This window comes from Streptomyces sp. NPDC024698 (assembly GCF_055559015.1).
Genome location: NZ_JBVHLK010000002.1, coordinates 31,942 through 46,735 on the forward strand (window position 1 = coordinate 31,942; position 14,794 = coordinate 46,735).

Annotated in this window: 9 protein-coding genes; 4 read left to right on the forward strand and 5 right to left on the reverse strand. The window is 71.7% G+C overall.

The features are described 5' to 3' along the window. Positions 1 to 170: 170 nt before the first annotated feature. Entirely contained in the window at positions 171 to 1,019 is an 849-nt protein-coding gene (locus ACZ4AA_RS04600; RefSeq protein ID WP_467595276.1) for a rhomboid-like protein, read from the reverse strand. Positions 1,020 to 1,430: 411 nt separating this feature from the next. Between ACZ4AA_RS04600 and ACZ4AA_RS04605 the strand changes: the two genes are divergently transcribed. From ACZ4AA_RS04605 to ACZ4AA_RS04620, 4 genes are all read left to right on the forward strand, one after another. Further along, positions 1,431 to 2,108: a spermine/spermidine synthase domain-containing protein gene (locus tag ACZ4AA_RS04605; RefSeq protein WP_467597022.1), complete on the forward strand. Its 678-nt coding sequence runs from the start codon at positions 1,431 to 1,433 to the stop codon at positions 2,106 to 2,108. Between the two features lie 113 nt (positions 2,109 to 2,221). Further along, positions 2,222 to 2,959: a response regulator transcription factor gene (locus ACZ4AA_RS04610; RefSeq protein WP_339131445.1), complete on the forward strand. Its 738-nt coding sequence runs from the start codon at positions 2,222 to 2,224 to the stop codon at positions 2,957 to 2,959. A gap of 61 nt (positions 2,960 to 3,020) precedes the next feature. After that, a complete protein-coding gene (locus ACZ4AA_RS04615) occupies positions 3,021 to 4,181 on the forward strand; it encodes a HAMP domain-containing sensor histidine kinase (protein ID WP_467595279.1) in 1,161 nt (386 codons plus the stop codon). A gap of 281 nt (positions 4,182 to 4,462) precedes the next feature. After that, positions 4,463 to 8,260, forward strand: coding sequence for a multifunctional oxoglutarate decarboxylase/oxoglutarate dehydrogenase thiamine pyrophosphate-binding subunit/dihydrolipoyllysine-residue succinyltransferase subunit (locus ACZ4AA_RS04620; RefSeq protein ID WP_467595282.1), 3,798 nt, complete (start codon positions 4,463 to 4,465; stop codon positions 8,258 to 8,260). A gap of 111 nt (positions 8,261 to 8,371) precedes the next feature. On the opposite strand, the gene fxsT is transcribed toward ACZ4AA_RS04620, so the two are convergent. The 4 genes from fxsT to fxsA all read right to left on the reverse strand — a co-directional run bounded on the left by fxsT (position 8,372) and on the right by fxsA (position 14,744). Next, positions 8,372 to 11,383: an FxSxx-COOH system tetratricopeptide repeat protein gene (fxsT, locus tag ACZ4AA_RS04625; protein WP_467595285.1), complete on the reverse strand. Its 3,012-nt coding sequence runs from the start codon at positions 11,381 to 11,383 to the stop codon at positions 8,372 to 8,374. 199 nt (positions 11,384 to 11,582) lie between these two features. Continuing rightward, complete coding sequence (locus ACZ4AA_RS04630) at positions 11,583 to 13,064, reverse strand: aKG-HExxH-type peptide beta-hydroxylase (RefSeq protein WP_467597025.1); 1,482 nt, start codon at positions 13,062 to 13,064, stop codon at positions 11,583 to 11,585. Continuing rightward, a complete protein-coding gene (locus ACZ4AA_RS04635) occupies positions 13,064 to 14,239 on the reverse strand; it encodes an FxsB family cyclophane-forming radical SAM/SPASM peptide maturase (RefSeq protein ID WP_467597028.1) in 1,176 nt (391 codons plus the stop codon). Before ACZ4AA_RS04635 ends, ACZ4AA_RS04630 begins: the two co-directional genes overlap by 1 nt. A gap of 286 nt (positions 14,240 to 14,525) precedes the next feature. Next, the gene (fxsA, locus tag ACZ4AA_RS04640; protein ID WP_467595288.1) at positions 14,526 to 14,744 is read right to left on the reverse strand and encodes an FxSxx-COOH cyclophane-containing RiPP peptide; all 219 of its coding nucleotides are present in this window, start codon (positions 14,742 to 14,744) and stop codon (positions 14,526 to 14,528) included. Positions 14,745 to 14,794: the final 50 nt, after the last annotated feature.

A 14,794-nucleotide genomic window follows, 5' to 3' on the forward strand; every position in this document is an offset into this window, starting at 1 on the left:
ACCCCGGGGCCGGTCGGGCGGCCGGGCCCCTGGGGTGATCACGCGTGCGCCGCGCCGTCGCGGTGGGTGGCGTGCGGTCTTGTCCTGGGCGGACTCGTCGTGTGCGGTCGCGTGCGCGTGTGCGGTCGCGTCTCCCGGCGGGGTGCCACGGTCGCCGTCACCCGGACGGGTCAAGCCGATCGCTGATTGTCCACCGGCTTCGCCTCGCCTCGGTTCTCTCGGCCGGGCAGGCTGCCGCCCGGCGGCGACAGCCGGTGGCGGTGCCGTCGTCGTACGAGGGGCCAGGTCGCGACGCCGATCGACAGGGCGACGAGATGGCCCGCGTCCGTCACGGGGTCGGTGAGAAGGATCAGGTCCTGGGCGAGGACCGCCCCGAAGCCGATCAGCAGCGGCCAGCGCAGCCAGGGAGAGAGGAGTCCCGCGAGTGAGCCGGCGCTCGCGGCGACGCCGAAGCTGATGCCGTAGTCGAGCCGGTGCGTGGAGCCGACCGGCAGGGCGCCCGCCAGCACGGCCGCTCCGACCGGCAGCTCGGTGACGAGCGTGGCCACCACGTGCCCGAGCAGGAAGACGCCGGCCGCGCGGGCGGCGCCGGTGCGGCGCTCCAGCGCGGTCAGCACGAGCAGGAAACCGGCCGCGTACGGCGAGGCGATCCCTCCGACGATCCAGAGCGCGCTGGCGAGCAGCACGAGCACGGGGTGCCGTACGAGGTGGGCGACGTCCGTGCTGGACGCCTGGTGCAGGGCGCGGACGAACGCGGGGTGCGCGTGGTCGGCGACGTACGAGGTGAGGGCGAGCACGGCCGCGTACCCGAACGTGAAAGGCGTACCCCGCGGGGTGGGCACGAGCCGCACGACCCACCGGCCGTCGGCGGTGGCCGCCGGTTCGCTCGACCGCGACGCGGCCCCCGTGACCGCAGGACCGGAAGCGTCCTCCGACCTGGTGGTGGCGGGCGCCTCGGGCGGGACCGCGGGCGAGGTGGAGCCCTCCCGCTGCGGAGGCATCGCGGGGAGCTGGTTCAAGGATGACGGGTGGGCCCCGTCAGGAGATGCGGCTGCCCCGTCAGCATCCCCCGAAACCTGTCCTATAGATGGGGAGGCTTCATCGAGGGATGGGGAGGTTTCGGCAGGGGATGGGGAGGCGTCGCCGGGGAGTGTGCCCGTCCGGTCGGTGATGCTCAGATCCACGGCGCTCCTTCCGTCACCCCCCACCCTTCGCGTCTCCTCCCGTCGCTGTCCATCACCGGCGCCCCGCGGGCGGGGATTCTCAGGAAGTCCTCAACAAAGGGGCCGGGACTCCGGAGCCGCCTCCTCGTCAACCCGGAGGGCTCCGCCGTCACCCCAGGGGCCGCCCAACCTGGCCGGCCGCGCCCGGCGCCGCCGCAACCCGCGATTCCCACGACCGGCACGGGCGGGAGTGCCAGGATGGCGGCCATGACAGCCTCGTACGAGACCCCCGAGGTCATCGACCGCCGCCAGGGCCCGTACGGCGAGGTGGTGCTGCGGCGTCACGGCGCCCTGCTCCAGATCATCGCCAACGGCTGCTTCCTGATGGACACCTCCGACGGGCGTTCCGAGCGGCTGCTCATGGACGCGGCGTACGACGCCCTGGACGGGCGCCCGGAGCCGAGCGTGCTGATCGGCGGGCTCGGCGTCGGGTTCTCGCTGGCGCACGCGGCGGCCGATCGACGCTGGGGACGCATCACCGTTGTCGAGCGCGAACGAGCGATCATCGACTGGCACCGCGGCGGCCCCCTCGCCGCGCTCTCGGCCGCGGCGCTCGCCGACCCGCGGACCGAGATCGTCGAGAGGGACCTCGTCGCGTACGTCAATGAGATCTCCGACACGTTCGACGCCCTGTGTCTCGACATCGACAACGGCCCCGGCTGGACGGTCACCGAGGGCAACACGAGCCTGTACGGAACGTCCGGACTGGCAAGCTGCGCAAAGGCGTTGAGGCCCGGAGGCGTTCTCGCCGTATGGTCGGCCGAGCCCTCTCCGGAATTTGAAGGAACCTTGCGGAATGCCGGATTCCGGCGGATCCGTACCGAAGTGATCCCCGTTGCCCGGGGCGTTCCCGACGTGGTGCATCTCGCGGTGAGGCCTGGATAGCCGAGCCGCACCCACTGCCCGTACCCTGCTTGCCTGACGCGGATCATTCAAGCGTCAAGCGCAGTCATGGGATCACCCCACGGATTCCGGAAAGCACACTTCAGGGGCGGGCGATGGAGCAGACACACACCTCCCAGAACGGCACGGCGGCGACCCCGGGCGCTCAACGCCGTGTCCTGGTCGTCGAGGACGACCCCACGATCGTCGACGCCATCGCGGCCCGTCTGCGAGCCGAGGGGTTCCTCGTGCAAACCGCGGGTGACGGCCCCGCGGCCGTCGACACCGCCGAGGCCTGGCAGCCCGATCTGCTGATCCTCGACATCATGCTGCCCGGCTTCGACGGGCTGGAGGTCTGCCGCCGTGTGCAGGCCGCCCGCCCGGTGCCGGTGCTGATGCTCACCGCGCGTGACGACGAGACCGACATGCTGGTCGGGCTCGGGGTCGGCGCCGACGACTACATGACCAAGCCGTTCTCGATGCGCGAGCTGGCCGCCCGGGTGCACGTCCTGCTCCGCAGGGTCGAGCGCGCCGTCGTCGCGGCCTCCACCCCGCGCAGCGGCATCCTGCGGCTCGGCGAGCTGGAGGTCGACCACGCGCAGCGCCGGGTGCGGGTCCGCAGCGAGGACGTGCACCTCACGCCGACCGAGTTCGATCTGCTCGTCTGCCTGGCGAACACCCCTCGTGCCGTACTGTCGCGCGAGCAGCTGCTCGCCGAGGTGTGGGACTGGGCGGACGCCTCCGGCACCCGGACGGTCGACAGCCACATCAAGGCGCTGCGCCGCAAGATCGGTGCCGAGCGGATCCGTACCGTGCACGGCGTCGGCTACGCGCTGGAGACCCCGACTCCCTGAGCCGGGCCTTGGCAGGAGACGTCGGGACCCGTGCGACCGGGACCCGTGAGGGGCTGATGTGATGAGCGGACTCGGAGAGCGGGGACGCGGACTTGGCGAGCGGGGACGCGGGCTCGGCGATCGCGCGCCCCTGGAGCGCCGGAGTTCGGGCTCCTGGGGCGAGGTGCGCCCCTTCTCGATCAAGACCAAGCTGGGCGCGCTGGTCGTCATCTCCGTGCTCATCACGACCGGTCTGTCGATGATCGCGGTGCACACCAAGACGGAGCTCCGCTTCATCACGGTCTTCTCGATGATCGCCACCCTGCTGATCACGCAGTTCGTGGCGCACTCGCTCACCGCTCCGCTGGACGAGATGAACGCGGTGGCCCGCTCGATCTGGCACGGCGACTACACCCGCCGGGTGCGCGACGACCGGCGGGACGAGCTGGGCGACCTGGCCCAGACGATCAACCTCATGGCCGACGAGCTGGAGGCCCAGGACCGGCAGCGCAAGGAGCTCGTGGCGAATGTCTCGCACGAGCTGCGCACCCCGATCGCGGGGCTGCGCGCGGTCCTGGAGAACGTCGTGGACGGCGTCTCGGAGGCCGACCCCGAGACGATGCGCACCGCGCTGAAGCAGACGGAGCGCCTCGGCCGGCTGGTGGAGACCCTTCTCGACCTGTCCCGGCTGGACAACGGCGTCGTACCGCTGCGCAGACGGCGCTTCGAGGTGTGGCCGTATCTGTCCGGGGTGCTGAAGGAGGCCAACATGGTCGCCTCCGCGCGCGCCGACCTGGCGTCGGGTTCCGGCGGCGGCCACACCCGCAAGGACGTCCATCTGCACCTCGACGTGTCCCCGCCGGAGCTGACCGCGCACGCGGACCCGGAGCGGATCCACCAGGTCGTGGCGAATCTCATCGACAACGCGGTCAAGCACAGTCCGCCGCACGGTCGGGTGACGGTACGGGCGCGGCGGGGCGACCATCCCGAGTCGCTGGCCCTGGAGGTCCTGGACGAGGGCCCCGGGATTCCGAAGTCGGAATGGCACCGCGTCTTCGAGCGGTTCAACCGCGGCGGGGTGCCCGCGCCGCACGGTCCGGGCAGCGACGGCGGCACGGGTCTCGGGCTCGCGATCGCCCGCTGGGCGGTGGATCTGCACGGCGGACGGATCGGTGTGGCCGAATCTCAGCGGGGCTGCCGGATCCAGGTCATCCTTCCGGCCCTCCCTTCTCTCCCAAGTTGACGTAAAGTTCGAACCGGAGCCGCAAGATCCATCGTTGTCGCCGCCGGCGTACACGTGTGATCAGGCACAGGGCCGCGTGAGGGACACCGCGACCCCCAACCGACGTACCCGTTTCGAAGCGGAACCTCGCTTGTTTCCCGCCATTTCCATGGGCGAAACACGGTTTCCGATGTGACTTACGCGACGTTGGACGGGCCCGGCCTGACCTTCTCGGCCAGGGAGGCGTAGCCTTTATTCCCGCTGTCCATCACCTTGCGAAGCGGAAGAGGGCGGTTAGCGCCGTGTCGCCACAGTCCCCCAGTAACTCGAGTATCTCGACCGATGACCAAGCCGCCGGGAAGAACCCCGCGGCCGCCTTCGGTGCCAACGAGTGGCTCGTCGATGAGATCTATCAGCAGTACCTCCAGGACCCGAATTCGGTAGACCGAGCCTGGTGGGACTTCTTCGCCGATTACAAGCCCGGGGCGCCCGCCACCTCGGCTCCGGCGGGTACTGCGGCCGCGGGGGCCGCAGGGACCACCACCCCGGCCGCTCCGGCCGCTCCCGCGCCGCCCGCGGCGCGCCAGGCTCCTCCCCAGGCCCCGGCCGCGCCCGCGCCCGCTCCGGCCGCCGCTCCCGCGGCTCCGAAGCCCGCTGCCGCCGCCCCGGCTCCCGCCGCTGCCGCTCCGGCCGCCGCGAAGCCGAAGGCCGCCCCGGTCACGGAGGCGCCCGAGGGTCCCGAGTACGTGACCCTGCGCGGTCCCGCCGGTGCCGTCGCGAAGAACATGAACGCCTCCCTGGAGCTGCCCACGGCCACGTCCGTGCGCGCGGTCCCGGTGAAGCTGCTCTTCGACAACCGCATCGTCATCAACAACCACCTGAAGCGCGCCCGGGGCGGGAAGATCTCCTTCACCCACCTCATCGGGTACGCGATGGTGCAGGCCATCAAGGCCATGCCGTCGATGAACTGGCACTTCGTGGAGAAGGACGGGAAGCCCACCCTCGTCAAGCCTCCGCACGTCAACTTCGGCCTCGCCATCGACCTGGTGAAGCCCAACGGCGACCGCCAGCTGGTCGTCGCGGGCATCAAGAAGGCCGAGACGCTGAACTTCTTCGAGTTCTGGCAGGCCTATGAGGACATCGTCCGCCGCGCCCGTGACGGCAAGCTGACGATGGACGACTTCACCGGTGTCACGGTCTCCCTGACCAACCCCGGCGGCCTCGGCACCGTCCACTCGGTCCCGCGTCTGATGCCCGGACAGTCGGTCATCATGGGCGTCGGCTCGATGGACTACCCGGCGGAGTTCCAGGGCACCTCCCAGGACACCCTGAACAAGCTCGGCATCGCGAAGGTCATGACGCTCACGTCGACCTACGACCACCGGGTCATCCAGGGCGCCGCCTCCGGCGAGTTCCTGCGCATCGTCGCGAACTACCTGCTCGGCGAGACCGGCTTCTACGACGAGATCTTCGAGTCGCTGCGGATCCCCTACGAGCCGGTCCGCTGGCTCAAGGACATCGACGCCAGCCACGACGACGACGTCACCAAGGCCGCCCGTGTCTTCGAGCTGATCCACTCCTACCGGGTCCGCGGCCACGTCATGGCCGACACCGACCCGCTGGAGTACAAGCAGCGCAAGCACCCCGACCTGGACATCACCGAGCACGGCCTCACCCTGTGGGACCTGGAGCGCGAGTTCGCGGTCGGCGGCTTCTCCGGCAAGTCGCTGATGAAGCTGCGCGACATCCTCGGCGTGCTGCGCGATTCGTACTGCCGCACCACCGGCATCGAGTTCATGCACATCCAGGACCCGAAGCAGCGCAAGTGGATCCAGGACCGCATCGAGCGCCCGCACTCCAAGCCGGAGCGCGAGGAGCAGCTGCGCATCCTGCGCCGGCTGAACTCCGCCGAGGCCTTCGAGACCTTCCTCCAGACGAAGTACGTCGGCCAGAAGCGCTTCTCCCTGGAGGGCGGCGAGTCCGTCATCCCGCTCCTGGACGCCGTCATCGACAGCGCCGCGGAGTCCCGCCTGGACGAGGTCGTCATCGGCATGGCCCACCGCGGCCGCCTGAACGTCCTCGCCAACATCGTCGGCAAGTCGTACGCGCAGATCTTCCGCGAGTTCGAGGGCAACCTCGACCCGAAGTCGATGCACGGCTCCGGCGACGTGAAGTACCACCTGGGCGCCCACGGCACCTTCACCGGCCTGGACGGCGAGCAGATCAAGGTCTCGCTGGCCGCCAACCCGTCCCACCTGGAGACGGTCGACCCGGTCATCGAGGGCATCGTCCGCGCCCGCCAGGACATCATCAACAAGGGCGGCACGGACTTCACCGTCCTGCCCGTCGCCCTGCACGGTGACGCGGCCTTCGCCGGCCAGGGTGTGGTCGCCGAGACGCTCAACATGTCGCAGCTGCGCGGCTACCGCACGGGCGGCACGGTCCACATCGTCATCAACAACCAGGTCGGCTTCACCGCCGCCCCGGAGTCGTCGCGCTCCTCCATGTACGCCACCGACGTGGCCCGCATGATCGAGGCGCCGATCTTCCACGTGAACGGCGACGACCCCGAGGCCGTCGTCCGCGTCGCGCGTCTGGCCTTCGAGTTCCGTCAGGCGTTCAACAAGGACGTCGTGATCGACCTCATCTGCTACCGCCGCCGCGGACACAACGAGTCCGACAACCCGGCGTTCACGCAGCCGCTGATGTACGACCTGATCGACAAGAAGCGCTCGGTGCGCAAGCTCTACACCGAGTCCCTCATCGGCCGCGGCGACATCACCCTCGAAGAGGCCGAGCAGGCGCTCCAGGACTTCCAGGGCCAGCTGGAGAAGGTCTTCACCGAGGTCCGCGAGGCCGTCGCGCAGGCGCCCGAGGCCCACGTCCCGGACGTCCAGGCCGAGTTCCCGGTCGCCGTGTCCACCGCGGTCTCCCAGGAGGTCGTGAAGCGGATCGCCGAGTCCCAGGTCAACATCCCCGACAACGTCACCGTGCACCCGCGACTGCTCCCGCAGCTCCAGCGCCGCGCGGCGATGATCGAGGACGGCACGATCGACTGGGGCATGGGCGAGACCCTCGCCATCGGTTCGCTGCTCCTGGAGGGCACGCCGGTCCGGCTGTCCGGCCAGGACTCGCGCCGCGGCACCTTCGGCCAGCGCCACGCGGTGCTGATCGACCGGGTCACGGGCGAGGACTACACCCCGCTCCAGTACCTCTCGGACGAGCAGGCCCGCCTGAACGTCTACGACTCGCTGCTCTCCGAGTACGCGGTCATGGGCTTCGAGTACGGCTACTCGCTGGCCCGCCCGGACGCGCTGGTGATGTGGGAGGCGCAGTTCGGCGACTTCGTCAACGGCGCCCAGACGGTCGTCGACGAGTACATCTCGGCCGCCGAGCAGAAGTGGGGCCAGACGTCCGGCGTCACCCTGCTGCTCCCGCACGGCTACGAGGGCCAGGGCCCGGACCACTCCTCGGCCCGGATCGAGCGCTTCCTCCAGCTGTGCGCGCAGAACAACATGACGGTCGCCCAGCCGACGTCCCCGTCGAACTACTTCCACCTCCTGCGGTGGCAGGTGCACAACCCGCACCACAAGCCGCTGGTGGTCTTCACCCCGAAGTCGATGCTGCGCCTCAAGGCCGCCGCGTCGAAGGCGGAGGAGTTCACGACGGGCCAGTTCCGCCCGGTCATCGGTGACGACACGGTCGAGGCGTCCGCCGTGCGCAGGGTCGTGTTCTGCGCCGGCAAGCTGTACTACGACCTGGAGGCCGAGCGGAAGAAGCGCGGCTCCACGGACACGGCGATCATCCGTATCGAGCGTCTGTACCCGCTGCCGGGTGCCGAGCTCCAGGCGGAGATCGCCAAGTACCCGAACGCCGAGAAGTACCTGTGGGCCCAGGAGGAGCCGGCGAACCAGGGTGCCTGGCCGTTCATCGCGCTCAACCTGATCGACCACCTGGACCTCGCGGTCGGCGCGGACGTCCCGGGCGCCGAGCGCCTGCGCCGCATCTCGCGTCCGCACTCCTCCTCCCCCGCCGTCGGTTCCGCGAAGCGGCACCAGGCGGAGCAGGAGCAGCTGGTGCGTGAGGTGTTCGAGGCCTAGGCCTCCGGCACGGCAGTACGAAGGGGCCTGGCCCCGAGTCCGGACGGACTCGGGGCCAGGCCCCTTCGGTGTTCCGGGCGGTGCCGGGAGCGGGGGCCTCCGGCACGGACCTCACGTCTCCTGCGGTTCGAAGTCCCAGAAGGGCCGGTTGCGGGAGCGGGCGGAGATGGTGTGGACGTGCTGGGGGCCGAGGGTGGCGGCCAGGTCGTCGAGGGCCGCCTGCTCGACCTTCTCCGCCTGCTGGCGGTCCCGCAGCCCGCGCAGATCGGCCGCGTGGGCGATCCGGGCCGAGAGGGTCAGCGGGTGGGTGCGGCCGAGGGCCTCGGTGGCGCGGACCACCGTGTCCTGCGTGAGCGCCGCGGCCGACTCGGGGTCGCCGATGAGGTTGCGCAGGGCGGCGGCGTTGATGGCGCAGCCGAGTGTCCAGGGGTGGTTCTCGCCGACCGCCACGGTCATGTCGGCCAGTGCCTCGTCGATGGCGGCGTGCGCGTGATCGCGTTCGCCGACGCTCCGCAGGACCAGGGCGTGGTTGGCGCGGACTCCGGCGATGTAGGGGTGCCCCTCGGCGAGCATCACCTCGTAGCGGGCGACGACGGACTCGCCGATCTCCCGCGCCTGGTCGATGTCGCCGTGTTCGCGGACGAAGCAGCTCGTGTTGGCGGCGAACCGCAGGGTCTGCGGGTGGGTTTCGCCCAGGACGCGTTCGCAGCGCTCCAGGACGCGGGCGAACAGCGCGCCGGCGGCCCGGCGGTCGCCGCCGCGGTACTGGCACAGGGCCAGGTTGTGTTCGGCGTCCAGGGTCTGCGGGTTGTCCGCCCCCATGACGATGCGGTGTTCGCGCACGCTCTCCGTCTGGATGGACTCGGCCTCGGTGTAGCGCCCGAGGTAGCGCAGGTCGACGGCGTAGTGGATCTGGGAGGAGAGGGTCCACGGGTGCCGGCCGCGCAGCAGGAGCCTGCGCGACTCCATGGTGCGCCGGTCGATCTCCAGGGCCTCCTCGAAACGGCCGAGCAGCCGCAGGGACACCGCGAGGTTGTTCTGGGCGCCCAGGGTGCGGGAGTCGGCGTCGCCGAGGAGGTCGCTGTAGGCGGTGAAGATCCACTGGGAGAGTTCCAGTGCCTCGTGGTAGCGGGCGAGGCCGCGCAGGTCGGCGGCGAGACCGGTGGCGGCGCGGAGGTGTTCCAGGTCCTGGGGGCCGCGTTCCGCGCGCAGGTGCTCGACGGCGGCGCGCTCGATGGCCTCGGTGTGCTGGTAGTCGCCGACGGCGCGCAGCAGGTTGGCGTAGTGGTGCGTCAGCTCCCAGACGCGCGGGTGGTTCTCGCCCAGCAGGGGCCGCCAGGCCTCCATGGCGCGTTCCCCGAGCCGGATGCCCGACTGGTACTCGCCCGAAATGTACATGTAGCGGAGGCAGTTGAAGACGAGCATCTGTACGGCGGTGTCCTTGCTCTTCAGGACGTCCGCGTACTTCAGATGCGGGACGATCTCCGCGTAGCCGGGCCACAGCCGGGTGTCCGTGGGGCGGCGGGGGTCGGCCGCGGCCAGGGCGCGGCGGACCACGTCGATGAACTCGCGGCGGTCCGCGTCGGGCATGTCCTTGTGGACGATCTGGTGGACCATGCGGTGCAGGTACAGGGACTCGCCGGAGGACGCGGCCTCGTCGCCGGCCGCCTCGTGGGACTCCAGGCGGACGACGGAGTACTGGCGGAGCTGGTTGATCGCCTTGTTCCACAGCAGCGGGTCGTTGAGCAGACCGGCGATCTGTTCGGGCAGTTGGTCGTGCGGCATCTCCTTGAGCAGGCGTACGGGGATGAACCCGGGCGCGAAGAAGGTGCACAGGCGGAGCAGGTCGACGGACTCCGGGACGGTGTCGCGGAGTTTGTTCAACAGTATCGACCAGGCGGTCTGGAAGGCGACCGGGAAGTCGGCGGAGACCTTGACGACGTCCTGGTCGATGCCTCCGTCGAGCAGGGCGATGTACTCCTGGACGGACAGGTCGGAGTCGTTGAGCCAGCCGGCGGTCTGGTCCAGCAGGAGAGGCAAGTCCTCCAAGGCCTCGGCGAGTTGGTCGGCCTCGGGTTCGCTCAGCCGGGGCGCGCGGCGGCGGATGAAGGCCACGGACTCGTCACGGGCGTAGACCGGCACCTCCAGCAGTCTGCTGTTGTGCTCGCTCCACTCGGGGTTGCGGGAGGTGATCAGGACGTGGCCGGGTCCGGTGGGGACGAGGTCGTAGATCTGGTCCGGCTCGTCCGCGCCGTCCAGGATCAGCAGCCAGCGGGAGTACGGGTCGCCCCGGCGCAGCGAGTCGCGTACGGCACGCAGCCGTTCGCCGTACTCGGCTCCGGTGGACAGCCCCAACTGCGGTGCCAGTTCGGCCAGTCGGCGCCGGTAGGTGACGCGCTTCTCGGCGTTGACCCACCACACGACGTCGTACTCGGAGCCGAACCGGTAGACGTACTCGGCGGCGAGCTGGGTCTTGCCGACGCCTGACATGCCGTGCAGGGTGACCACGCCCGCGCCGGCCTCGGCGCCCTGGAGCAGGTGGTAGGCGTCGTTCAGGAGCGGCTCGCGGCCGGTGAAGCGGGTGTTGCGGCGCGGTACGCCGCCCCAGACCTCGGGCATGGCGGCCGGGAAGCGGGGGCCGCGCCGGGCTCCCTCGACGGATTCGGGCAGGGGCTCGGCGGGCAGGTCGAGGCGCTCCAGGACGCGGCGCTCGGCTTCGTCGGCACCCATGTTGTTCAGGTCGACCGCGCCGAGCACGGTGGTGGCCGTCGGCACCGTGCTGTTGGTGACGGAGACGGCGGCGAAGCGGGACGGGTCGGGTGCGACGACCTCGCGCAGCGCGGCGTTCCACTCCTCGTGGGTGCGCGGGCCGAGCTGGAAGTACCACTCGCTGACGACGATCAGGATGCGGCCCTTGGCCAGGGTCAGGTCGCGCAGCAGGTCGACGAGGGGCACCTCGGCCGGGGAGTCCCAGCGCTGGTACACGACGCGGTGGCCACGCCGTTCCAGCCGGTCCCCGATCCAGGCCGCCCAGGCCCGGTTGAAACCGGCGAAGCTGATGGTGACGGTCTGCTTCGCGGGCCCCCTCTCGGCTGGCCCGACCGGCGTACGAGCTCCAGACATGCAGCGGCCTCCCCGCGCGTGATTTTAGAACCGCCGCGAGGGTCGGCGATAGGGCGCCGACGCACACCGGTCGCTTGCTCCACGGTTCCTTCTGCAAGGTGTTCAGCGTCGATCTTGGCGCACGGTCCGGCCCGCGTCCGGCAACCCGGGGCTTTCGGCGAGGATGGCTCAATCGCGTCGTCTCCCGGTGGTGTGCGGTTCATTCGCCGGAGGCGTGGCGCCGGTGCCACAGGGTTCGGGCGGCCTGTACGTACGCGGTGGCGCGTGCCGCGTGTCCGCGGGGCGGCGGCTGTTCGGCGAGGCGTTCGTACACCTCGACCATGCGGTCGACGAACCGGCGTCCGCGCACGGTGAGATCACGCGATCCGACGAGGGCCGGCAGGACGGCGCCGACCTGTGCCTGACAGCGCGCGTGCCGTTCCCAGGCGGCGTCCCGGCGGGCGGGAAGCGTGGCGGCGAGCGCGGCGCGCTGGAAGAAGTCCGCGAGCGCGAGGTGGGAGTAGGCACCCTGCAACAGGCCGTCGTAGGGGCGGGGATCGGGGCGCCAGGGTGCGAAGTGACGTGCCACGGGGCTCGCGTGATGGAGCGTCACGAGGTCGCCGAGCGCAGCGAGTTTGGTGTGCTGGATCTCGTGGACGAGGGTGGCGGCGAGCACGGTCGCCGTCGCGGGCGCGCTGCTGAGCACCGCGCCGAAGGCCTCACGTCGGGTGCCGCTGCAACTGCCGCCGACTCCGTCGGGACCCGAACCGGGAGGGGTGGCCAGCGGGACCAGGCAGCGCAGCAGGGTCACCGATTCCGCGAGCCGGCCCGCGCCGCCCGCGGCGAGTGCGGCGGCGGTGCCCGACCAGGTGTGCAGCCAGTGTTTGCGGCCCGCTTCGTCGAGGTCGGCGGGTCCGCTCAGGGTGTGGGGGCGGGGTCCGCCGCGGGCGGTCCGGTACGGGTCGAGGTCGTCCAGCGGTACGGGGGCGCTGCCCGGCACCAGTCCGGGCAGCGTGTACGCGGATGTCCAGGCCGCCGCCTCCGACCAGGCGCCTGCTTCGCTCTGGAGGTGGACGACCGTGTCGGCCTCGCCGGGCCTGCGGAGCGTCAGCCGCCCGCGCCGGTGCACGACGGCCACCTCCGCCCCGCCCCGCCCGGAACCGCCGGTGCGCAGCGCGCCGAGCGAGGGCAGGGTCAGCACGCCGTCGTGGGCCGTCAGCCGCAGCGTGTAGGGCACCCCGGCGCGGGCGGCGGCGACGGCCGCGAGGGTCCCGAAGTACGCGAGGGCGCGGGCCGGTTCGCGGGTGTCCCGACCGGAGGGAGGGCCCGCCCCCGGCCCGAGCGCGCGCAGGGCCTCGCCGGCCCAGGGGCCGATGAACGGGTGGAGGATCAGGGCCCGGACCGGCGACGGCGGCGACGGGTTCCCGTGGGCCGCGTCCGCGTCGGGATCCGGGGAGGGGACCGCCCGCCCGTACGGCTCCAGCCGTTCGGCCTCCTCCAGCAGGGCCCAGTCCTCGCGCAGCCGGGTCAGCGTGGCGGCGGGACAGATGTCCGGGCCGGCCGACTCGGCGGCGTCGAGGACCGCGCGGAGCAGAAGCAGCCGTCGGGTGTGCTGGCCGCGGACGAGAAGCCCGAGGGTCTCGGGGCCGCCTTCGGTGCGGCCCAGTTCGTCCACGGCCCGTTCCGGGACCGCGGGCAGGATCACGGGACGTCTCCTTCGAGGACGGCGGGGGCGGGCCGGGGTACGGCGGTTGCGGGGGCGGCGACCGGGCCGACCGGGGCGGTGGCGGCGGGCTGCACGGCCGCCGTCAGCCTTCGCGCGACATGCCGGATGAAGGTCTGGAGGTCGGCGCAGTAGACGGAGGGGTTGGCGAAGCCGTGTCCGGCCCGGTATCGATGCGCGTAGTGTCCGCCGCCGCACACGGGGAGCAGGGGGCAGGCCCGGCAGCACGGGGCCAGCGAGGCGGCGCCCGTCTGCCGGGCGGCGACGCCCGGGTGGCGCAGGGCCTGGTCGAAACTGTTCCGGAAGACGTCGAGGCCGGTCCTGGCCGCCCCCTCGTAGCAGGACTTGAGGGAGTCGACCTGTTCGATGGAGCCGTCGGTCTCCACGACGACGGCGTCGAAGGGCGCGAGGCCGAGCGACTCGGTGGCGGCGGGCAGCCCGAGGAGCAGGGCGAGGCACTCCTCGAAGAGTCGTACCCGCGTCTCGCGCCGCCCGGCCCGCCACCAGCGGTCGAAGACGGCGCACAGCCAGTCGCCGTACGGGGTTCCCCGGCCTTCGCTGTGCGGGGGTGGAGCGGACCAGTTGCCGTGCGGGAGGAGCAGGTCGAGGGCCGGTGGCCGCAGCGCGAGCAGCGACTCGTACAGCTCGACGGGGTCCGTGGTGGGGTCGACGACGGTGAGGATCCCGGCGTACGCCTCCGGCCGGCGTTCGGCGATCAGCCGGGCGCCGCGGGCGGCGGCGGGCCAGGACGGGCGTCCGGCGCGGTCGGTGCGCGCCGTGTTGTGCCCGGGCAGTCCGCCGTCGAGGCTGATGCCGACGCGGACGGAGTGCCGGGCGAGGACGTCGAGCCGGTGCTCGGTGAGCAGGGTGGCGTTGGTCTGGACGGTGGCGTGCACGGCGCAGCCGTCCGGGACCCGGTCGCGTACGAGGCCGGTGAACCGGGCGAGGGTGTCCACACCGGCCAGCAGGGGTTCGCCACCGTGCAGGACCAGGGACACGGCCGTCATGCCGTGGGCCCGGGCGTGTTCCCCGATCCTGGTCGCGGTGCGCTCCAGGACGCCGGGAGGGGCGGCCGCGGGGCGGGTGCGCCAGGTGCGGTCGGGGCCTTCGTAGAGGTAGCAGTAACGGCAGGCGAGGTTGCAGCGGCCGTGCATCTTGACGATGAACTGCCGGAAGGGAAAAGGCGGTTCGGGTGCGGGACCCTCGCGCGCGGGCCGTCCGGGGTGCGCGGCCGAGGCCGTGGGGACGGGCGTCGGTGCCGGGGAGGTCGCCTCGTGAGACACTCCGGCACCCCCATGGTGTACGGCCGCACGATCCCGCGCCACGAACCGCGCCCCGGCCCCCTGCCCGTACCGGACGGCATTCCCGGCCCCGCCCCGGCGACAAACACCGGGCGTCCGAAGTTGTCCGGTTCAGCCGCACGGCGGGCCGGATCACGCGTCAGAAGGCGTTGTTGAACCCCCACAGGATCTCGCCCGGTTCACCGGAACGCGCCCGCAGATCGGCCAGTACCTCATCCAGGACCGGGTGCCTGACCGTCCGCAGTTGCCCGAGGTCCAGGTCCAGCGGATCGGGGACGGGGAGGTCCGCCGGATCCGCTGCGCTCGCCGGCGCGTCGCGGTCCTGTGCGCCGTTGCCTGCGTCGTCGCGTGCGCCCATGTCTGCTCCCTCGGCTTCCCTGACTCCGCCCCGGCGGCCGCCGGCGGGCG